The sequence below is a fragment of the Streptomyces europaeiscabiei genome (assembly GCF_036346855.1).
Lineage (GTDB): Bacteria > Actinomycetota > Actinomycetes > Streptomycetales > Streptomycetaceae > Streptomyces > Streptomyces europaeiscabiei.
Genome location: NZ_CP107841.1, coordinates 736,322 through 755,213, shown reverse-complemented (window position 1 = coordinate 755,213; position 18,892 = coordinate 736,322). Strand labels below are relative to the sequence as shown.

The 18,892-nt window shown below is 70.1% G+C and carries 19 protein-coding genes and 1 riboswitch; of the genes, 10 read left to right on the top strand and 9 right to left on the bottom strand.

Translation table 11 applies throughout. The annotated features are described in order from the left end of the window. Nucleotides 1-8 precede the first annotated feature (8 nt). The 4 genes from OG858_RS03530 to OG858_RS03515 form a co-directional block, all read right to left on the bottom strand. On the bottom strand, nucleotides 9-710 hold the full coding sequence (locus OG858_RS03530) for a FadR/GntR family transcriptional regulator (RefSeq protein ID WP_086753477.1): 702 nt from the start codon (nucleotides 708-710) through the stop codon (nucleotides 9-11). 31 nt (nucleotides 711-741) lie between these two features. Further along, nucleotides 742-1,782, bottom strand: coding sequence for an ABC transporter permease (locus OG858_RS03525; RefSeq protein WP_086753475.1), 1,041 nt, complete (start codon nucleotides 1,780-1,782; stop codon nucleotides 742-744). Between the two features lie 2 nt (nucleotides 1,783-1,784). After that, nucleotides 1,785-3,452, bottom strand: a complete 1,668-nt coding sequence (locus tag OG858_RS03520) for a sugar ABC transporter ATP-binding protein (RefSeq protein WP_328545149.1) — start codon at nucleotides 3,450-3,452, stop codon at nucleotides 1,785-1,787. 91 nt (nucleotides 3,453-3,543) lie between these two features. Then, the gene (locus tag OG858_RS03515; protein ID WP_319068244.1) at nucleotides 3,544-4,593 is read right to left on the bottom strand and encodes a sugar ABC transporter substrate-binding protein; all 1,050 of its coding nucleotides are present in this window, start codon (nucleotides 4,591-4,593) and stop codon (nucleotides 3,544-3,546) included. 415 nt (nucleotides 4,594-5,008) lie between these two features. Between OG858_RS03515 and OG858_RS03510 the strand changes: the two genes are divergently transcribed. From OG858_RS03510 to OG858_RS03485, 6 genes are read left to right on the top strand one after another with little or no spacing between them, the layout of a single operon-like run. Further along, nucleotides 5,009-5,860, top strand: a complete 852-nt coding sequence (locus OG858_RS03510) for a fumarylacetoacetate hydrolase family protein (RefSeq protein WP_319068245.1) — start codon at nucleotides 5,009-5,011, stop codon at nucleotides 5,858-5,860. After that, nucleotides 5,857-7,221: an enolase C-terminal domain-like protein gene (locus OG858_RS03505; RefSeq protein WP_179201155.1), complete on the top strand. Its 1,365-nt coding sequence runs from the start codon at nucleotides 5,857-5,859 to the stop codon at nucleotides 7,219-7,221. The genes OG858_RS03510 and OG858_RS03505 overlap by 4 nt, the downstream gene beginning before the upstream one ends. Then, on the top strand, nucleotides 7,218-8,030 hold the full coding sequence (locus OG858_RS03500; RefSeq protein WP_319068247.1) for an SDR family NAD(P)-dependent oxidoreductase: 813 nt from the start codon (nucleotides 7,218-7,220) through the stop codon (nucleotides 8,028-8,030). The genes OG858_RS03505 and OG858_RS03500 overlap by 4 nt, the downstream gene beginning before the upstream one ends. Then, nucleotides 8,027-9,079: an aldo/keto reductase gene (locus OG858_RS03495; protein ID WP_319319704.1), complete on the top strand. Its 1,053-nt coding sequence runs from the start codon at nucleotides 8,027-8,029 to the stop codon at nucleotides 9,077-9,079. Before OG858_RS03500 ends, OG858_RS03495 begins: the two co-directional genes overlap by 4 nt. Next, nucleotides 9,076-9,387, top strand: a complete 312-nt coding sequence (locus OG858_RS03490) for an L-rhamnose mutarotase (protein WP_319319706.1) — start codon at nucleotides 9,076-9,078, stop codon at nucleotides 9,385-9,387. Before OG858_RS03495 ends, OG858_RS03490 begins: the two co-directional genes overlap by 4 nt. After that, nucleotides 9,384-10,259, top strand: a complete 876-nt coding sequence (locus OG858_RS03485; RefSeq protein WP_319319708.1) for an amidohydrolase family protein — start codon at nucleotides 9,384-9,386, stop codon at nucleotides 10,257-10,259. Before OG858_RS03490 ends, OG858_RS03485 begins: the two co-directional genes overlap by 4 nt. Here OG858_RS03485 and OG858_RS03480 read toward each other — a convergent pair. From OG858_RS03480 to OG858_RS03465, 4 genes are read right to left on the bottom strand one after another with little or no spacing between them, the layout of a single operon-like run. Beyond that, nucleotides 10,241-11,083 (bottom strand): energy-coupling factor ABC transporter ATP-binding protein, encoded by an 843-nt coding sequence (locus OG858_RS03480; RefSeq protein ID WP_086751426.1) that lies wholly within the window; start codon nucleotides 11,081-11,083, stop codon nucleotides 10,241-10,243. The two genes, OG858_RS03485 and OG858_RS03480, sit on opposite strands and share 19 nt — an antisense overlap. Further along, a complete protein-coding gene (cbiQ, locus tag OG858_RS03475; RefSeq protein WP_319266229.1) occupies nucleotides 11,080-11,829 on the bottom strand; it encodes a cobalt ECF transporter T component CbiQ in 750 nt (249 codons plus the stop codon). Before cbiQ ends, OG858_RS03480 begins: the two co-directional genes overlap by 4 nt. Nucleotides 11,830-11,835: 6 nt before the next feature. Then, nucleotides 11,836-12,318 (bottom strand): energy-coupling factor ABC transporter substrate-binding protein, encoded by a 483-nt coding sequence (locus OG858_RS03470; RefSeq protein ID WP_086751422.1) that lies wholly within the window; start codon nucleotides 12,316-12,318, stop codon nucleotides 11,836-11,838. Beyond that, nucleotides 12,315-13,022 carry an energy-coupling factor ABC transporter permease gene (locus OG858_RS03465; RefSeq protein ID WP_086751420.1) on the bottom strand — a complete coding sequence of 236 codons (708 nt, stop codon included), beginning with the start codon at nucleotides 13,020-13,022 and terminating at the stop codon, nucleotides 12,315-12,317. Before OG858_RS03465 ends, OG858_RS03470 begins: the two co-directional genes overlap by 4 nt. 30 nt (nucleotides 13,023-13,052) lie before the next feature. Continuing rightward, nucleotides 13,053-13,236, bottom strand: a riboswitch (cobalamin riboswitch). A gap of 219 nt (nucleotides 13,237-13,455) precedes the next feature. On the opposite strand from OG858_RS03465, the gene OG858_RS03460 reads away from it, so the two are divergent. The 3 genes from OG858_RS03460 to OG858_RS03450 all read left to right on the top strand — a co-directional run bounded on the left by OG858_RS03460 (nucleotide 13,456) and on the right by OG858_RS03450 (nucleotide 16,799). After that, the gene (locus OG858_RS03460) at nucleotides 13,456-14,196 is read left to right on the top strand and encodes a DUF1775 domain-containing protein (RefSeq protein ID WP_086751418.1); all 741 of its coding nucleotides are present in this window, start codon (nucleotides 13,456-13,458) and stop codon (nucleotides 14,194-14,196) included. Between the two features lie 250 nt (nucleotides 14,197-14,446). Then, nucleotides 14,447-15,523, top strand: coding sequence for a Nickel transporter NicT (nicT, locus tag OG858_RS03455; RefSeq protein WP_086751430.1), 1,077 nt, complete (start codon nucleotides 14,447-14,449; stop codon nucleotides 15,521-15,523). A 157-nt stretch (nucleotides 15,524-15,680) separates the two neighbouring features. After that, nucleotides 15,681-16,799, top strand: coding sequence for a substrate-binding domain-containing protein (locus OG858_RS03450; protein WP_086751416.1), 1,119 nt, complete (start codon nucleotides 15,681-15,683; stop codon nucleotides 16,797-16,799). Here the strand turns inward: OG858_RS03450 and OG858_RS03445 are convergent. Beyond that, the gene (locus tag OG858_RS03445; protein WP_086751414.1) at nucleotides 16,756-17,247 is read right to left on the bottom strand and encodes a MarR family winged helix-turn-helix transcriptional regulator; all 492 of its coding nucleotides are present in this window, start codon (nucleotides 17,245-17,247) and stop codon (nucleotides 16,756-16,758) included. The genes OG858_RS03450 and OG858_RS03445 overlap by 44 nt on opposite strands. 237 nt (nucleotides 17,248-17,484) lie before the next feature. On the opposite strand from OG858_RS03445, the gene urtA reads away from it, so the two are divergent. Beyond that, a complete protein-coding gene (urtA, locus tag OG858_RS03440; protein WP_086751412.1) occupies nucleotides 17,485-18,738 on the top strand; it encodes an urea ABC transporter substrate-binding protein in 1,254 nt (417 codons plus the stop codon). Nucleotides 18,739-18,892: the final 154 nt, after the last annotated feature.

Genomic DNA, 18,892 nt, shown 5'->3' with positions numbered 1-18,892 from the left:
CCCCGCGGTCAGTCCTCGATCGCGCTCAGGGGGTCCTCGTCGAGTCCGGCCGCCATCCACTGCTCCACGGCCGCGACATGGACCGTCGCCGCGGAGACCGCCAGCGCGGAGTCACGGGCCCGCAGGGCGCGCAGGATCTCCTCGTGCTCCCGGTGGGCGTGTTCCACGGCCCGTTCGGTGCGGGTGCCCCGGACGATCCGGGCCCGCTGGGTACGGGTGGAGAGCACCCGGAGCAGCATGGACAGCACCGGGTTGCCGACCGCCTCCACGATCCGCAGGTGGAAGGCGATGTCGTGGCCGACGAACTCCTCGACCGTGGCGGCGGACCGTGACCGCTCCAGGATCGCACCGAGTTCCCGGAGGTCGTCGGCGGTGAGCAGCGTGGCTGCCGCCCCGGTCGCCTGGGGTTCCAGCAGCCGCCTCACCTGGAGCAGTTGCAGGGCCGTCCGCCCCTGGGAGACGTCCGAGGCGAAGGAGAGCGACTCCAGCAGGAGGTGCGGTTCGAGGCTGGACACGTAGGTGCCGTCGCCCTGGCGGGTCACCAGGATCCGCATCGCGGTCAGGGCGCGTACCGCCTCCCGCAGCGAACTGCGGGACAGACCGAGCTGGGCGGCGAGGATCTCCTCCTTCGGAAGGCGAGAGCCCGGTGCCAGTTCACCGGCCACGATCATTGCCTTGATCTTGTCCATGGCCTCGTCCGTCAGCGCCATGAGAGGCCTCCTTGCACCGGGCCCACCCGAACTACTCCTGCTTCTCGCCGGAGGCGAAGCGGGAGATGATCAGTGCGACGATGATGATGGCGCCGTTGAGGAACTGGTTCCACAGTGGGGGTACGCCTGCCAGTGTCATGACGTTGACGACGAGTTGGAGTGTGAGGACGCCGGTGAGGGCGCCGAATATGGAGCCTTTGCCGCCGTTGAGGCTGACGCCGCCGATGACGGTGGCGGCGAAGACCTGGAAGATCCAGCCGCTGCCCTGGGTGGCGGAGATGGAGCCGTAGTGGCCGCTGTAGAGGATGCCGGCGAAGGCGGCGAGGACGCTGCCGAGGATGAGGACTGTCCAGACGATGCGGTCGACGCGGATGCCGGCGGTGCGGGCGGCTTCGGCGTTGCCGCCGATTGCGTAGAGGGCGCGGCCGTGGCGTAGCCAGGCCAGGGCGCCGGCGCCGAGGGCGAAGAGGATGACGCAGATCCAGATGGCGGCGGGGATGTTGAGCCATGAGGTTTTGCCGAGGTAGGTGAAGGAGGGGGGCAGTTCGACGATGGACTGGCCTTCGGAGAGGGCGACCTGGAGTCCGCGGAGCATGGTGAGCATGCCGAGGGTGACGATGAAGCCGTTGAGGCGGAGTTTGAGGATGAGGAAGCCGTTGACGGCTCCGATCACGACGCCGACCAGCAGGCACAGGGGTACGGCTGTCCATTCGGGCAGGAGTCCGAGGCCGGTGAAGCGGGCGCCGCTGGTGGGCAGGACGAGCCAGACGGCGATGACGGGTGCTACGCCGATGGTGGATTCCAGGGAGAGGTCCATGCGGCCGCAGATGAGGATCAGTGCGGTGGCCAGGACCAGCAGGCTCAGTTCGGTGGACTGCTGGGCCACGCCGATGAGGTTGTCGGCGGTGAGGAAGGCGGGCGAGACGATGAACCCGATCAGGCCCAGGACGAGGATCGCCGGGACCAGGGACAGCTCACGGAAGCGCCCGAGGCCCAGCCCGCGGCGGGTGTCCCCGGTGGTCTCCCGTGCCACGCTCGTGGCGGGGTCGGTGACATCAGTGGTGGCGGACATGACTACCTTCCGTGCTCTTCGGTGGTGTCCGAGGTAGTGGCGGGGGAGGCCTCGGAGGAGGCGATGTCGGAGGTTTCGGCCCGGCCGACCAGGCGCTCGGCGGATGGTTCCGCCCGGCCGGCCACACCCTCCATGGCGGCGACGACGTGCTCGTCCTGCCAGCCGCGGTCGAACTCGGCGACCGCCCGCCCGTGGAACATCACCACGAGCCGGTCGCAGACCTTCAGGTCGTCCAGTTCGTCGGAGACGATCAACGCGGCCTTCCCGCCGTCGGCGACCTGTCGGATGCGCCCCAGGAGGAACTCCTTGGACTTGACGTCCACCCCGTTGGTGGGGCGGATGGCGACCAGCACGTGGGGGTCGGTGGCCAGGGCGCGGGCGACGACGACCTTCTGCTGATTGCCGCCCGAGAGGGCGGAGACGGGGGTGGCGGCTCCCGGGGTCTTGATGTCGAGGTCCCGGATCATGCGTCCGGCGAACGCCTTGGTGCGGGCGGGCAGCACCGTGCCGTACGGGCCGAGCTGGTGGGTGACGGTGAGCGTCGCGTTCTCCGCCACGCTGCGGTTGTTGACCAGCCCTTGGAGGTGGCGGTCCTCCGGGACCAGTCCGACGCCGACGGCGAGCGCCGACGGCACACTGCCGCCGCGTACCCGCCGCCCGCCGACGGAGATCGTGCCCTGCTCGGGGCGGTGCAGCCCGGCGATCGCCTCACCCACCCGTACATTGCCGCTGGCCGCCGCCCCGGCGAGGCCGACCACCTCGCCCGCGCGCACCGTGAGCGACAGGTTCTCGCAGGCGCCGGGCAGAGTGAGACTCTCGACCGTCAGGAGTTCGGGGGCGTCGGCCCGTACCGGGGCGCGGTTGTCGACGGCTGCCGCCGCCGTGCCGGTGGTCTCCCCGGTCATGGCCTCCACCAGTGCCTGGTGGCCGAGGTCGGCGACGGGGGCGGTGAGGATGTGGGCGGCGTCGCGGTAGACGGTGACGGTGGTGCAGAGGTCGTACACCTCTTGCAGGTGGTGCGAGATGAAGAGGAAGGCGACGCCCTGCCGCTGGAGGTCGTGGAGCTTGTCGAAGAGGCGATTGATGCCGCGGGCGTCGAGTTTCGCGGTCGGCTCGTCGAGGATGATGAAGCGGGCGCCGAACGACAGCGCCCGCGCGATCTCCACGAACTGCCGCTGCTCGACGGTGAGATCCCGCGCCCGCGCGTCGGCCTTCACGTCCACGCCGTATTCGGCGAGCAACTCCTCGGCCCGCGCGCGCAGTTGCTTCCAGCGGATGGGGCGCAGCGCACCGGCGCTCTGCCGGTTGAGGAAGAGGTTCTCGGCGACGGTCAGGTCCTGGATGATCGTCGACTTCTGGTAGACGCAGGCGACCCGGGAGCGCCAGGCGTCGATGTCCCCGACGACGGGCGCCGCCTCGCCGGAGAAGCGCAGGGTGCCGGTGTCGGCGTGCTGCAGTCCGGTCAGGATGGACACCAGCGTCGACTTGCCGGCGCCGTTGCGTCCGACCAGCGCGTGCGCCTCGCCGGGGGCGACGGTGATCCGGGCGTCGCGCAGCGCGACGGTCGCGCCGAATCTCTTGCTGATGCCGGTGGCCTCGGCCACCGGGGCGGGGCTCGTGGCAGCGGGGTTCCCGCCGCCGTTCGCCGCGGTGGTCGCGGTGTCCGCCATGGTGGATACCGTCCTTCGTGGGGTGGATACGAGGGGGTGCGGGCGGTGGGACGAGCCTCGTCCCTCCGCCCGGTCGTCGGCCCTTCGGCGACTAGCCGACGTTGTTGCCCCACAGGGTCTTGTCGTCCACGTTGTCCTTGGTGACCAGCGGTGCCGGCAGCTGGTCCTCCAGGCCGTTCGGGATCTCGATGATCGTGGAGTCGTGGTCGGTCTTGCCGGGCTTGAAGGTCTTGCCCTCGGCCGCGGCCTGGGCGTAGTAGAGCGCGTACTTGGCGTACAGGTCGGCGGGCTGGGAGACGGTGGCGTCGATCTGGCCCTTGCGGATGGCGTCGAACTCCTGCGGGATGCCGTCGTTGGAGATGATCGAGATGTGCCCCTTCTCGCCGGCGGGCTTGAGCAGGCCCTTCTGCTCCAGCAGGGCCAGGGTCGGCTGGAGGAAGACACCGCCGGCCTGCATGTAGATGCCGTTGAGGTCGGGGTGCTGGGCGAGCAGGCTCTGCAGCTTGGCGGAGGCCACGTCGCCCTTCCAGTCGGTGGGCAGCTCGAAGACCTTGATCTTGGGGAACTTCGTCTTCATGCACTCGGCGAAGGCCTCGGAGCGGTCGCGGCCGTTGATGGAGTCGAGTGCGCCCTGGAACTCGGCGACCTTGCCCTTGCCGCCCAGCTGCTCGCCGAGGAACTCGCAGGCCTTGGTGCCGTAGGCCCGGTTGTCGGCGCGCACGACCATGTAGACGTCGCCCTTGTCGGGTCTCGTGTCGACGCTGACCACGGGGATCTTCTTCGACGCGAGGGTGTCGAGGGTGGAGGCGATGGCGCCGGTGTCCTGGGGGGCCATGACGACGGCCTTGGCGCCGGTGTTCTGGAAGACCTGCACGTTGGCGACGAGCTTGGTGACGTCGTTCTGCGAGTTGCTGAGCGGCAGCGCGTTGATGTCCCCGGACTTGACGTCCTTCTTCAGGTACTCGGCGTAGGAGTTCCAGAAGTCGGAGTCGGAGCGCGGCAGGTCGATCCCGATGGCGGGCTTGTCACCGCCCGCACCGGCCGACCCGGAGGAGCTCTCGCGGTTGCACGCGGTGAGGAGGGTGAGAGCCGCGAGGGCGCAGGCCGCTGCGGCGGTTGAGCGGGTGCGAACGAGCTTCATGGCCGGGTTCTCCTTAGCCAGGACGGGGAGGCCGCCCTCCGGTACAGGCATGCGTGGACCGTCGGAGGGGAGGGATGGAGGGTCAACCGATGAACGAGCAGCGGAGTGTGAACGGCCCTGTTTCTGCGTGGCAGCGGTGCGATTCCTCCGATGTATCTCGGACGTCGAGGACGTTACGACGGCATTGCCGGGGTTGACAAGAGGTGGCCCCGATGAATTTCCCGGCCTGATCGCGAGGAGCGGGCGACGCTCCGGCCGAGAGGGTGTCGGATATGTCGGATCTGTGAGCTGCGAAAGCCCGGCGTCGATCAAATACATCCGAGGAATGCGTTGTCAGGGCGCCTAACTGCCCTTAAAGTCACGGTGCGCCATTCCTCCGATGAATGAGCGAACCCGCATGGCAAGGGAGTCTCCAGTGAAACTGCTACGTGTCGGTGTCCCGGGAGGGGAGCGGCCTGCCGTTCGTACCGATGACGGCCGGCTGCTGGATGTGTCGTCGGTGGCCGGTGACATCGATGGTGCGTTCCTTGCCTCGGGTGGGGTGGAGCGGGTTCGTGTGGCGGTCGGGGCGGGTGGGCTGCCGGTTCTTGATGCGGGTGGTCTGCGGGTGGGCGCTCCGGTGGCGCGGCCGGGCAAGGTGATCTGTGTCGGTCTGAACTACCGGGATCATGCGGCGGAGACCGGTGCGGCGATCCCGGCGCGTCCGGTGGTGTTCATGAAGGATCCGGGCACGGTGGTGGGTCCTTATGACGGGGTGCTGATCCCGCGTGGTTCGGTGAAGACCGACTGGGAGGTCGAGCTGGGGGTGGTGATCGGGCGGCGGGCCCGCTATCTGGAGGGTCCCGGGGAGGCGGCCGGGGTGATCGCGGGCTATGTGGTCAGTCATGACGTCTCGGAGCGTGAGTTCCAGCTGGAGTACTCCTCGCAGTGGGACCTGGGCAAGTCCTGCGAGACGTTCAACCCGATGGGGCCGTGGCTGGTCACCGCTGATGAGGTCGGTGATCCGCAGGGGCTGGGGCTGCGGCTGAGTGTCAACGGTGTCAGGCGTCAGGACGGTCATACCCGGGACATGATCTTCCCGGTCCACGAGATCGTGGCGTATCTGAGCCGGTACATGGTCTTGGAGCCCGGTGACGTGATCAACACCGGTACGCCCGCCGGGGTGGCTCTGGGTCTTGCCGGTACTCCCTTCCTTCGTGCTGGTGACACCGTCGATCTGGAGATCGACGGGCTGGGCAGCCAGCGCCAGACTTTCGGCCAAGCGTGAAAGGCAGCATCCCCTTGACTACAACCTCCGATACCTCCGCCCGGATCATTGCGGTCGATACCTATGACATCCGGTTTCCCACCTCGCGGGAGCTGGACGGGTCGGATGCCATGAATCCGGATCCCGACTACTCGGCTGCCTATGTCGTGCTGCGCACGGATGCCGGTGACGGGCTCGAGGGCCATGGTTTCACTTTCACCATCGGGCGTGGCAACGATGTGCAGGTCGCCGCGATCGGTGCTCTGCGGCCTCATCTGGTGGGCCGTTCGGTGCGGGAGGTGTGTGCCGATCCCGGCTCGGTCAGCCGTGACCTGATCGGGGACAGTCAGCTGCGCTGGCTGGGTCCGGAGAAGGGGGTGATGCACATGGCGGTCGGTGCCGTGGTCAACGCGGTGTGGGACCTGGCGGCCAAGCGCGCCGGGCAGCCGTTGTGGCGGCTGCTGGCGCAGGCGTCGCCGGAGTGGCTGGTCTCCCAGGTCGACTTCCGCTACATCGCCGATGTGCTCACCCCGGCCGAGGCGCTGCGGCTGCTGCGGGAGGGACGCAGCGGGCTGGCCGGGCGTGAGGCGGTGCTGCTGGAGCGTGGTTATCCCGGCTACACCACCTCGCCGGGCTGGCTCGGCTACTCCGACGAGAAGCTGACCCGGCTGGCCAAGCAGGCCGTCGCGGACGGTTTCACCCAGATCAAGCTGAAGGTCGGGGCCGACCTCGCCGACGATGTGCGCCGGATGCGTGCCGCCCGTGCCGCCGTCGGTGACACGATCCGTATCGCCATCGACGCCAACCAGCGCTGGAACGTGGACGAGGCGGTCCGGTGGACCAACGCGCTGGCCGAGTTCGGCCCGTACTGGATCGAGGAGCCCACCAGCCCCGACGACATCCTCGGCCACGCCGCGGTGCGCCGGGGCGTCGGCCCGGTGAAGGTCGCCACCGGTGAACACGTGCAGAACCGTATTGTCTTCAAGCAGCTTCTCCAGGCCGAGGCGATCGATGTTCTCCAGATCGACGCGGCCCGGGTCGGCGGAGTCAACGAGAACCTGGCGATCCTGCTGCTCGCGGCGAAGTTCGGGGTGCCGGTCTGCCCGCACGCGGGCGGGGTGGGGCTGTGCGAGCTGGTCCAGCATCTGTCGATGTTCGACTACCTGGCGCTGTCCGGCACCACCGAGGACCGGGTCATCGAGTACGTCGACCACCTCCACGAGCACTTCGTCGCCCCTGTGGTGATGCGTGAGGGGCACTACACCGCGCCGCTGGCGCCGGGGTTCTCCGCCACCATGCATCCCGAGTCGCTCGCCGAATACCGTTACCCGGACGGCACGTTCTGGGCCGCCGACCTCGCTGGACGAGAGGAAGTCGCATGACCGGGCAGACAGGTGAACCGACCGAGACGACCGGTGAACCCACCGAGCCGAGGGGCGAACTGGGCGGGCTCAGGGCGATCGTCACCGGGGGCGCGTCCGGCATCGGGCTGGCCACCGCCCGGCTGCTCGCCGCACGGGGCGCCGCGGTGGCCGTCCTCGACATCGACCCCTCCGGGGCATCGGCCCCGCTGCTCGGTCTCAAGGCCGACATCACTGACGACGTCTCCGTACGGGCCGCGGTCGCCGAGGCCGTCGAGCGGCTCGGCGGTCTGGACATCCTCGTGAACAACGCGGGCATCGGCGCCATCGGCACCGTCGAGGACAACCCCGACGAGCAGTGGCACCGGGTCCTCGACGTCAACGTCCTCGGCATGGTGCGCGTCAGTCGGGCCGCTCTGCCGCATCTGCGGAACTCCTCCCACGCGGCCATCGTGAACACGTGCTCGATCGGCGCCACCGCGGGACTGCCTCAGCGGGCCCTGTACTGCGCCAGCAAGGGCGCGGTCCTCTCGCTGACCCTTGCCATGGCCGCCGACCACGTCCGTGAGGGCATCCGCGTCAACTGTGTCAACCCCGGCACCGCCGACACCCCCTGGGTCGGCCGGCTCCTCGACGCCGCCGACGACCCCGAGGCCGAGCGCGCCGCCCTCAACGCCCGCCAGCCCCTGGGCCGTCTGGTCGCCGCCGACGAGGTCGCCGCCGCCATCGCCTACCTGGCGAGCCCCGCCGCGGCCTCCGTCACCGGCACCGCCCTGGCCGTCGACGGCGGAATGCAGGGCCTCCGCCTCCGCCCGGCGGACCGGTCGTGAGGACCAGGACCCTCGGCCGCACCGGCGTCCAGGTCACCGAGCTGGCGTACGGGGCCGCCGGCATCGGCAACCTCTTCCGCCCGGTGTCCGACGAGGAGGCGGCCGCCGCGATCACCGCCGCCTGGAACGCGGGCATCCGCACCTTCGACACGGCACCCCACTACGGACTCGGCCTGTCCGAACGCCGCCTGGGCGCCGCCCTGCGCGACCGCCCCAGGGACTCGTACACAGTCTCCACCAAGGTCGGGCGCCTGCTGGTGCCCGCCCACGAGGGCGGCGAAGGCGGTGGCGCGGCCGACGACCTGGCCAACGGCTTCGCCGTCCCGGCGACCCTGCGCCGCGTCTGGGACTTCAGCGCCGACGGCGTCCGCCGCTCCCTCGAAGCCAGCCTGGACCGCCTCGGCCTCGACCGGGTGGACGTCGTCCTCCTCCACGACCCCGACGACCACGCCGAACAGGCACTCGACGAGGCCTACCCGGCGCTCGAACGGCTGCGCGCCGAAGGCGTCGTCGGCGCCATCGGCGTCGGCATGAACCAGTCCGCCCTCCCGGCCCGCTTCCTGCGCGAGACCGACATCGACGTCGTCCTCCTCGCCGGCCGCTACACCCTCCTGGAACAGGACGCGCTCGCCGAACTGCTCCCCGAGGCCGCAGCACGCGGCCGGAGCGTGCTCATCGGCGGCGTCTTCAACTCCGGCCTGCTCACCGACCCCAAGCCGGGCGCCACCTACGACTACGCGCCCGCCCCGGAACCCGTACTCGAACGGGCCCTGCGCCTGAAAGCGGTCACGGAACGCCACGGTGTCCCCCTGCGCGCCGCCGCCCTCCGCTTCCCCCTCGGCCACCCGGCCGTCGTCAGCGTCCTCACCGGCGCCCGCTCGCCCGACGAGGTCCGCGACACCGTTGAGCAGTCCCGCCACCCGGTGCCGGCCGCCCTCTGGGACGAGCTGCGCGCGGAGGGCCTGCTCGCCCCGGAAGCCCCCGTGCCCGTCGAAGCCCCCGTGCATCTCGACGAGCCCGCACCCCTCGAAGAGAAGGAGCCGTCGTGAGGATCGCCCTGCACACCAGGGTCCGCGCCGACCGCGTCGAGGAGTACGACGCGGCCCACCGCGAGGTACCGGAAGAGCTGACCACCGCCATCCGCGCCGCCGGGGTGAGCGAGTGGACGATCTGGCGCAGCGGCACCGACCTCTTCCACCTGCTGGAGGTCGAGGACTACGCGGCGATGATCGCCGAGCTGGAGACACTCCCGGTCAACATCGCCTGGCAGGCCCGCATGGCCGACCTGCTCGACGTCGTCCACGACTACTCGGCGTCAGGGTCCGACGTCGGCCTGCCCGTGGTGTGGGAGCTGTGACGCCAACCGGTACGGACGCCAACACCGGGATCGTCGACGCCCACCACCACGTCTGGGACCTCTCCGTCCGCGACCAGGGCTGGATCACCGGCCCCGAACTCGCCCCGCTGCGGCGCGACTTCACCCTCCGCGACCTGGAACCGGAGGCGCGCGCCGCCGGTGTCACCGCCACCGTGCTGGTGCAGACGATCACCGTGCCCGAGGAGACCCCCGAGTTCCTGGCCCTGGCCGCGGACAGTGACCTGGTCGCGGGCGTCGTCGGCTGGACCGACCTCACGTCGCCCGATGTCGCCGCCGCTCTCGCCGAACTGCGCGAAGGACAGGGCGGCGAGCACCTGGTGGGCCTCCGCCACCAGGTGCAGGGCGAACCCGACCCCCGCTGGCTGGTACGCCCGGACGTCCTACGGGGCCTGGCCGCCGTCGCCGACGCGGGACTCGTCTACGACCTCCTGGTCAAGCCCCACCAGCTCCCGGCCGCAGTGGAGGCGGCGACCCGCCTCCCCCAACTCACCTTCGTCCTGGACCACGTGGCGAAGCCGCCCGTGACCTCCGGCGAACTGGAACCGTGGGCGAGGCGGACACGGCGACTGGCCGCCCTCCCTAACACCGTCTGCAAGCTCTCCGGCCTGGTCACGGAAGCCGACTGGGAAGCCTGGTCCGTCGCGGACCTCGTCCCGTACGCCGACACCGTGCTCGACGCCTTCGGACCCGACCGGCTGATGTTCGGCTCCGACTGGCCCGTCTGCCGGCTCGCCTCGGACTACCGCGAAGTCCTCGACACGGCCAGGTCGTTGACATCCGGACTCGGTCCGGCAGAACACCGGGAGGTCTTCGCGGGCACCGCCGTCCGCGTCTACGGCCTGCGGATCTGAGCCATGGCGACCAGCTCCTCCGGGGTGCGCGGACCGGGCTCGTCCTCGGTCAACAACCCTTGTTCGCAGAGCAGTTGAACGACCGCGATGCCCCAGGGGAGCCGTAGCCCGGCCTGTTGGAGGAGGTCCGTGCGGGCGAGCATCGTGGCCACCGGGCCCGTGCGCGCGCCGGACGGGGTGAGCAGCGCCGCGTCGTCGGCCCACCGGAGGGCGAGATCCACGTCATGCGTGGCCATCACGACGGTGGTGCCGGACCGGCGCAGCTCGTCCAGGGTCGCGAGGAGCCGCTCCTGTCCGTCGGGGTCGAGCCCGGCGGTCGGCTCGTCGAGGATCAGCACCCGGGGCCGCATCGCGACCGCGCCGGCGATGGCGGTCCGCTTGCGTTGACCGTAGGAGAGCAGATGGGTGGGCCGGTCGGCGAGGGCACTGATGCCGAGCGCGCCGAGCGCCTCGTCCACCCGGGCCCGCACCTGCGCGTCGGACAGCCCGAGGTTGAGCGGCCCGAACGACACGTCCTGCGCGACGGACGCGGCGAAGAGCTGGTCGTCCGGGTCCTGGACGACCAGCTGGACCGTCGTACGCAGCCGGGTCAGGCCCTTGCGGTCGTACGTCACCGGCCGCCCCTCCACCGCCAGCTCGCCCGTACGGGGCCGCAGCCCGCCGCTGAGCAGTCGCATCAGTGTGGTCTTGCCGCTGCCGTTGCGGCCCAGCAGGGCCAGCGCGCGCCCCTCGTGCACCTCGAAGTCGAGATCGCTGAGCACGGCCGGACCGTCCTCGTACGCGAAGGACGCGCCCCGCAGGGCGACCAGCACGGGCTCGCTCATGGCAGCGGCCTTTCCAGGACGAAGGTGAGGGCGGCCACAGTGGCGAGGAGCACGACACTGGCCGCGGTGAAGCGGGCGGAGATCCGGGCCTCGGGCACCAGCACACGCAGGGTGCCGTCGTAACCCCGCCCGGCGAGCCCGGTCTGCAGCCGGGCCGCCCGGTCGAAGGCCCGTACGAACGCGGTGGCGCCGAGACCGGCGAGCGAACGCCAGGTGGCCGCCCGCGTGGTGTGACCCAGCCGGGCGGCCTGCGCCTCCCGGATCCGGCGCACGGAGTCCAGGAGCAGAAAGCTCATGCGGTACGTGACCAGCGCCACGTCCACGACCGGCGCGGGCACCCCGGCCCTGACCAGGCGCGGCAGCAGGTCCGACATGGGTGTGGTGAAGGCGAACAGCAGGACGCCGAGGGAGGCGGCCGAGGTGCGCAGCAGCAGTTCCCCTGCGCGGACCGGGCCGCCGTCGGCCAGGGTGAGGAACCCGTCGGGCCCGCCGACCTGGACGAGCAGCGGCAGCGCGCCGGTCACGCAGAAGCCCAGCGGCACCCGGTAGGCACGCCACAGGCGACGGCCGGGCACGCCCGCCGGGCCCAGCAGCACGGCGAGCGCGGTCAGCAGGACCAGGGCCGCGCCGGGCCAGGGCGGCAGGGAGATCGCGAGCACGGTGAGGCCGAGCCCGAGCACGGCCTTGTCCACGGGATGGCGGCGGCGCCAGCGACTGCTGTGCGCCGCCGCGTCGATCGGCAGCACGAGGGCTCAGACCCGCCCGGCGGGGGACTCCCCGGAGCCGGCGGAGGAGCCTTCGTCGCCGGGCGAGGGCTTCGCGGCTGCCGTGGCCGTCACAGCCGCCGTACCGGCCGCGACCGTCGTGCTCACCGGAAGGGCCTCGGCCGTCCCGGCCGTGGTGGCGTCCCCGGCCCCGTCCAGCTCTGCCCGGGCCCGCGCCTCGCCCTGGCGGCGGCCCCGGTGGATGCCGAAGTAGTAGGCGAGGACGCCCGCTCCCAGCGCGGCCTGGAGGGAGAACAGCGCCGACTCGATCTCGCCGGAGGGCGGCTCGTACAGGGGCGAGAACCACGGCTCGTAGTCCGGCTCGATCTCGGTGATCGCCGTCTCCGCTTCACCGTCGGCGCCGGTGAAGGGCTCCTCCTTGTGGTCGCCGAGGCCGAGCGCCAGCGGCAGGACGGCGAGCGCGGCCACGACGAGCAGCAGCAGGGCGTTGATCTTCGTGTTCCGGTTCATCGGGCCACCGCCTCGGTCTCGGTCTCGGTGCGGTCGCGCTTGCCGGTCAGGAGCACGCCGAGCCGGGTCAGTTCGCCCTTGCTCGACTGCACCAGCAGACGCATCACCAGCACGGTGAGGAGGCCCTCGCTGACCGCCAGCGGGATCTGGGTGACGGCGAAGATGGAGCCGAACTTGCCGAGCGCGCCCAGGAAGCCGCTGCTCGGGTCGGGAAACGCGAGCGCCAGCTGCACGCTGGTGACGCAGTAGGTGACGAGGTCTGCGACGAACGCGCCGAAGAACACCGTGACCATCAGCGGCACGTCGAAGCGCCGCAGCAGCCGGTAGATGGCGTAGCCCGCCCAGGGCCCGACGATCGCCATCGAGAAGACGTTGGCGCCGAGCGTGGTCAGGCCGCCGTGCGCGAGCAGCAGTGCCTGGAAGAGCAGGGTGATGGTGCCCAGGACCGCCATGATCGGCGGGCGGAACAGGATGGCGCCCAGTCCGGTGCCGGTGGGGTGGGAGCAACTCCCGGTGACCGACGGCAGTTTCAGCGCGGACAGGACGAAGGTGAAGGCCCCCGAGGCGCCGAGCAGCAGCGTGCTCTCGGGATTCTCCTTGACCTCACGGGTGAGTGCCCGGACTCCGTGGACGACGAATGGCGCGGACGCGACGCTCCAGGCGATCGCGTGCGCCGGAGGAAGGAAACCCTCGGCTATGTGCATGGCTCAGCAGACCCTCTCCAGCACCTCGTGGATGGTTGACGCGCCTTGGCCGGTCTCCTGGCTTACGGGTGACACCGCCCATGCTCCGCCTTCCCGGGTCACAAGGACCCAGTGGCTGTCCGTGAGGACTGGAGCCGGACTTCCCGATCACAGTGGCGAGGGCCGCACCGGCATGACACCGGATTTCCCGTTCACCAAGGCGTGGTGACAGTAGTGCCCACATAAGGGCGCTGACAAGCGGAGACGAGGGGCGCGCGGGCGCCGTGGAACAGCTCACACCACGGCGCACGCCCCGTGAGCCCCACGCCGCACCAGGGTGAACTCACGACGACGGCAAGTGGCCGGATCCGCTCGCACACCTGGTCGCCCTTGGCCACAGGTCCCGCCCTGCGCTTGAATTCACCCTTCACGCCATCGGCACAGGGAGTCCGCAGTGCACCGCCCGACCTTGGTACGCAGTTCACGCCGTCTCGGCGTTCTCACCGCAGCAGCGCTCGCGGTCGCCGTCGCCACCGCGGGGCCGGCCGCGGCCCACGCGGAGGTCGAGGCGGAGGGCGCCCGAGCCCTCGACCAGAACGTCGAACTGACCTTCTCCGCGGAGTCGGAGTCCTCCTCCGCCGGCATCACCAAGCTGGAAGTGATCCTCCCCAAGGGCGTGGTCCCCTCCGACATCGCCTACGAGGAGGGCCCCGACGGCTGGAAGTTCACCCCGACCAGCCGGGGCTACACCGTGTCGGGCTCGAAGCTCGCGGTGGGGGAGGACGTCGAGTACGTCGTCACCGTACGGCAGTTGCCGGACGCCAAGTCGCTGGTCTTCAAGACCCTGCAGTCGTACAGCGACGGCAAGGTGGACCGCTGGATCGAGTTGGAGGAGTCCGAAGGGGACGGGCACGGCCACGGTCACCCGGCACCCCGTCTGGACCTGAAGGCCGCCGCCCCCGGCGCCGAAGTCGTGAGCCCCACCCCGTCGGAGGAACCCACGACGGCCTCACCCTCACCCTCACCCGAAACGAGCGCCGAGACCTCCGCGCCGTCGGCGGAGCCCGCTGCGGACAGCGCCGACGGCGACGAGGGTGTCTCCCCCGCCGTACCGCTCGGCATCGGCGCGGCCGTCCTCCTCGCGCTCGGCGGCGGTCTGTGGTGGTTCCGGTCCCGCCGGGACGGGACCGGCTGACGAGTCCGCCCGATCCGGGGCTCGTGCGGCCGCGCCGTCCACCGAAAGACCCTGACCTGACCGAAACGTGGCACGGGCTTTACTGCGACCTCCTTGCAGTTACCTGCTCCCCGCACAAGGGTGAAGGGGTTCGACGACATGCACGCGGCACGACGAGTTAGGCGCACGCCCCATGGCCCCTGTTACCGACACCGCCTCCTCGGCCACCGCCGAGAAGGGCGGTTTCTCATGGCGCCGGATCCGCGCCTCGATGACGCGCGCGGAGTGGGCGAGCCTCGGCGGTATGGCCGGCTTCATCCTGGCGCTGCATCTCATCGGCTGGTTCACGCTGGTCGTGATCGTCGCCCCCGAGCACTACAGCGTCGGCAGCAGGACCTTCGGCATCGGTATGGGCGTCACCGCCTACACCCTGGGGATGCGGCACGCCTTCGACGCCGACCACATCGCCGCCATCGACAACACCACCCGCAAACTGATGGGCGAGGGGCAGCGCCCGCTGTCGGTCGGCTTCTGGTTCTCCCTCGGGCACTCGTCGATCGTCTTCGCCCTCACCTTCCTGCTCACCCTCGGCGTCAAGGCGCTCGCCGGACCGGTGCGGAACGGCGACTCCCAGCTGCACGACCTCGCCGGCTGGATCGGTACCACGGTCTCCGGGACGTTCCTCTACGTCATCGCGATCATCAACCTGGTGATCATGGTGGGCATCTGGAAGGTGTTCCGGGAGATGCGCTCGGGCTCCTTCGACGAGGCCGCGCTGGAGGAGCGGCTGAACAGCCGGGGCTTCATGAACCGGCTCCTCGGACGGTTGATGAAGTCGATCACCAAGCCGTGGCAGATGTTCCCGCTGGGCCTGCTCTTCGGCCTGGGGTTCGACACGGCGACCGAGGTCGCGCTCTTGGTCCTGGCCGGTTCGGGCGCGGCCTCCGGACTGCCCTGGTACGCGATCCTGTGCCTGCCGATCCTGTTCGCGGCCGGTATGTCGCTCCTGGACACGATCGACGGCTCGTTCATGAACTTCGCGTACGGCTGGGCGTTCTCCAAGCCGGTCCGCAAGGTCTACTACAACCTCACGATCACCGGCCTCTCGGTGGCCGTCGCCCTCGTCATCGGCACCGTCGAACTGCTCGGCCTCGTCGCCGAGAAGGCGCATCTGCACGGCACGTTCTGGGACCGGGTCGCCGGCCTCGACCTCAACATCATCGGCTATGTCGTCGTCGGCCTGTTCTTCGTCACCTGGGCGGTCGCGCTGCTGGTGTGGCGGTTCGGGCGGATCGAGGAGAAGTGGACGACGGGCAGAACGCCCACCCGCGACCCGGCGACCCCGTGACCCGCCCTCGGCCCAGGTCTGCCGATCGGCCCAGGTCTGCCGATCGGCTCAGGCCTGCGGATCAGCTCAGGCCTGCGGATCGGCCCCGGCCTACGAATCGGTCTCGATCCGTGGCGCCACCTGGGGCGCCGATGGCGATGACGCCATCATGAGGCCCATGAATCGGCCTCCGCCGCGCCTCCACACCCCCGAGTGGTTCACGGCCGACGACTCGACCCTCGACGTCGCCCTCGTCTACCCGATGCAGGGCCCCGCCGGGATCTTCGGCCCCACCTGCGGGGCGTGCGCGCGGCTGGCCGCCGAGGAGGTCAACAAGGCCGGGGGAGTGCTGGGCAGGGAGCTGCGGCTGATCGAGGTCGACGGCGGCGCGGAGCCGTGGCGGGTCGCCGAGGACGTGGAGGCCCTGGTCGCCTCGGGAGCGGTGCAGGGTGTCACCGGCTGGCACATCTCCTCCGTCCGGCGGGCCCTGGCCCCGCGCATCGCGCACCGGGTGCCGTACGTGTACACGGCCCTGTACGAGGGTGGGGAACGCACCGAGGGCGTCTTCATGACGAGTGAGACGCCGTCCTGGCAACTGCTGCCCGCGATGCGGCTGCTGGCCGAGTCACGCGGTGTACGCCGCTGGTTCGTCGTCGGCAACGACTACGTGTGGCCCCGCCGCACGGCACGGGCGGCCCGGGGCTACGCCCGCGAGTGCCGGGGCAGGGTCAGTGGCGAGGCGTATCTGCCGCTCGGCACCGAGGACTTCGAGGACGTCCTGCGACGCATCGAGCGGGCCGACGCCGACGGGGTCCTGATGCTCCTGGTCGGCAGCGACGCGGTCCGCTTCAACCGGGCCTTCGCCGCCTCCGGGCTCGACCGGCGGTGCCTGCGGCTGAGCACGCTGATGGACGAGAACATGCTGATGGGCAGCGGCCCCGAGGCCACCCTCGACCTCTACAGCACGGCAGGTTTCTTCGCCTCGCTCGCCGACCGGAACACCCTGGACTTCCACGGCCAGTACGCGGACCGCTTCGGTCTGGAGGCGCCCGTTCCGGGCAGCCTCGGCGAGTCCTGCTACGAGGGTGTCCTGCTGCTCGCCGCGCTCGTCGAGCGGGCGCGCGCCCTGGACGTGGCCGCGATCGGGGCGACCGCCGACACCGTCTCCTACGAGGGGCCGCGCGGCCTGCTGGGCCTCGACGGGCGGCATGTGCGCCAGCGCATCTACCTCGCGCGGGCGGACGGCTGCGACTTCAACGTCCTCGCCCAGCTGCGCGCTCCGCACGACCTGCGTTGACCCTGCCCCGACCGTCGTCGGGCCCACCGCTCTCCAGAGTCCGGGCCAGCAGGTCCAGCAGGAGTTCCAGCCGCTTCCCGTCCTCGTCGGTGAGCGGCTCCGATTCTGCCCAGTGGGCGCGCACCGCGCGGGCGAGCTGCTGCCATCGCTCGCTGCCGCGCGGGGTGAGGTGGGCGAGGACGCGGCGCCGGTCGGCGGGGTCGACGCGACGGAAGACCAGGTTCCGGTCGACGAGTTGGTCGATCAGCTTGGTCAGGCTCGGCGCCGGCAGAAAGGCGTGTTCGGCGAGGGCCGTCATGTTGTGGCCCTGCCCGTCGGAGAGCAGGTCAAGGACCCGCCACGCCTCGACGGAGCAGTCGAACTCGTCGAGCACGGACTGCACTCGGCGCACGGACAGACGCTCGGCCCGGGTCAACAGACGGAGCAGTTCCTCGGGCCGCCTCGCCATCGCACTCCCCAACTCGCCTTCAGCCGCCCCCTCGACGGTGATGTCCGGAGCTTACCTTCGACCATCCCGCTCCTGACAGAAAAACCAGGAGTACATCCTTTCCGCGAGAAGTGACAAATATTTCGGGGCCTCAAAAAAATACTTCCTCAGGAAACTGTTCTTCAATTGCGCCGAAACGCAAGGGAAACAGTGGCCTCGCAGGCTGTGGTCGCACTTCAGCGACCTAGGAGGTATTGCATGTCCGGGATCGGCATCAACAGACGCGGTCTTCTCGCGGGCGCGTCGGCGCTCGGTACGACCGTCGCCCTCAGCGCGTGCGGAGCCAAGACCGGCAGCGGCACGTCATCGGCCGCCGGAGCGCAGGCGGACACCTCCGGCGACACCGTCAAGGTGGGTCTGCTGAACTCGCTCTCGGGCACGATGGCCATCAGCGAGGTCACCGTCCACAACGCGCTGCTCCTCGCGGTGAAGGAGATCAACGCCGCCGGTGGCGTCCTGGGCAAGAAACTGAAGCCCATCAGCCAGGACGGCGCCTCCGACTGGCCGACCTTCGCCGAGAAGGCGGAGGCCCTGATCACCGACGACAAGGTGGTCGCCACCTTCGGCTGCTGGACCTCCGCCAGCCGCAAGGCCGTCAAGCCGGTCTTCGAGCGCTACAAGTCGCTCCTCTTCTACCCCGTGCAGTACGAGGGCCTGGAACAGTCCCCGTACATCTTCTACATCGGCGCCACCACCAACCAGCAGATCGTCCCCGCCCTCGACTACCTCAAGAAGCAGGGCCTGACACGGCTGTACCTGGTGGGCAGCGACTACGTCTTCCCGCGCACCGCCAACAAGATCATCAAGGCGTACGCGCAGGCCCAGGGTATGAAGGTGGTCGGCGAGGACTACGCGCCGCTCGGCTCCACCGAGTTCAGCACCATCGTCAACAAGGTCAAGGACGCCGGCGCGGACGCCGTGTTCAACACCCTCAACGGCGACAGCAACGTGGCCTTCTTCAAGGAGTACAAGTCCGCCGGGCTGGCCGCGAAGAGCCTGCCGGTGCTGTCGGTGTCGATCGCCGAGGAGGAGGTCAAGAGCATCGGTACCCAGTACCTGGAAGGCCAGTTGACCGCCTGGAACTACTACGAGACCACGCCGGGCGCCGCCAACACGAAGTTCGTCGCGGCCTATCAGGCGGCCTACGGCAAGGACAAGCCGACCAGCGACCCCATGGAGGCCGCCTACATCTCCGTCCATCTCTGGAAGGAGATGGTCGAGAAGGCCGGCTCCTTCGACGTGCCGAAGGTCAAGAAGGCCTCCGGCGGCATCGAACTCGACGCCCCCGAGGGCAAGGTCACCGTCGACGGAGCCACCCAGCACGTCTACAAGACCGCCCGCATCGGCAGGATCGGCTCGGACGGCCTGATCGAGGAGGTGTGGAACTCCGGCAAGCCGATCAAGCCGGACCCGTATCTGAAGGGTTACGACTGGGCCGCCGGTCTTTCGTGAGTCCGACGGTGGGTGGGCGCTGGTCGAGCAATTCCCCGCGCCCCTGAAAGATCAGGCCCTGCGAGCCTGAAGACGACGGGCTTTCGGGCCGAAAAGCACGGGGCGCAGCCCCTGTATTCCAGGGGCGCGGGGAACCGCGGAGGAAGCCCCACCG